Origin of the sequence: Microbacterium sp. B19 (assembly GCF_000333395.1) — a bacterium.
Lineage (GTDB): Bacteria > Actinomycetota > Actinomycetes > Actinomycetales > Microbacteriaceae > Microbacterium.
Window position 1 is genome coordinate 1 of sequence record NZ_BADA01000553.1, and the last position, 908, is coordinate 908.

Sequence of the window (908 nt, forward strand, 5' to 3'; positions counted from 1 at the left end):
CCCGTCAGCGTGATCTCGTCGGCGAAGTCCATCAGGCCTCCCAGGCGCGGGCGACGGCGAGCGCGTCGCGAGTGGTCGGAACGTCGTGCACGCGCACGGCCCAGGCACCGGCCCGATCGGCCAGGACGCTGGTGACGGCGGTCGCCTGCGCCGGTGTTCCGGTGGTGGGGGTGGGTACCGCCCGTACTTTGAGAACTACACAGTGGACGCGAGCATCTTCCATGCAACCTTTTGGGGTTGTGTGGTGTAGATGATCTTAAAGATCATTAGTCAATTTTTTGACGATTCAACTCATGTGATTTCAAGTCTTTAAGAGCAAACGGTGGATGCCTTGGCATCTGGAGCCGAAGAAGGACGTAGCAATCTGCGATAAGCCTCGGGGAACTGATAAGCGAGTTTTGATCCGAGGGTGTCCGAATGGGGAAACCCCGCCAGGGCGCGTGCGTACCTGGTGACTCCCGCCTGAATATATAGGGCGGGTAGAGGGAACGTGGGGAAGTGAAACATCTCAGTACCCACAGGAAGAGAAAGCAACAGCGATTCCGTGAGTAGTGGCGAGCGAAACCGGAAGAGGCTAAACCTAGCGTGTGTGATAGCCGGCAGGCGTTGCATGTTGGGGGTTGTGGGACTTTTCTGATTGTTCTGCCGAGCAGTCGACGTGACAAGAGGGTATAGACGAACGGTTTTGAATGGCCGGTCATAGAGGGTGCGAACCCCGTAGTCGAAATGCCTGTTCTTGGCGTGAAGAGTATCCCAAGTAGCACGGGGCCCGAGAAATCCCGTGTGAATCTGTCAGGACCACCNNTGATAGCCTAATACTCCCAGATGACCGATAGNCGACAAGTACCGTGAGGGAAAGGTGAAAGTACCCCGGGAGGGGAGTGAAATAGTACCTGAAACCGTTTGCT

General features: G+C 56.5%; 1 protein-coding gene and 1 rRNA gene. One reads left to right on the forward strand and one right to left on the reverse strand.

The window, feature by feature from the left end; genetic code table 11:
* Window positions 1-31: 31 nt before the first annotated feature.
* Complete coding sequence (locus I5G_RS26795; RefSeq protein WP_083896711.1) at window positions 32-223, reverse strand: hypothetical protein; 192 nt, start codon at window positions 221-223, stop codon at window positions 32-34.
* A 76-nt stretch (window positions 224-299) separates the two neighbouring features.
* On the opposite strand from I5G_RS26795, the gene I5G_RS18960 reads away from it, so the two are divergent.
* Window positions 300-908, forward strand: a 23S ribosomal RNA gene (locus I5G_RS18960); the annotation flags it as partial.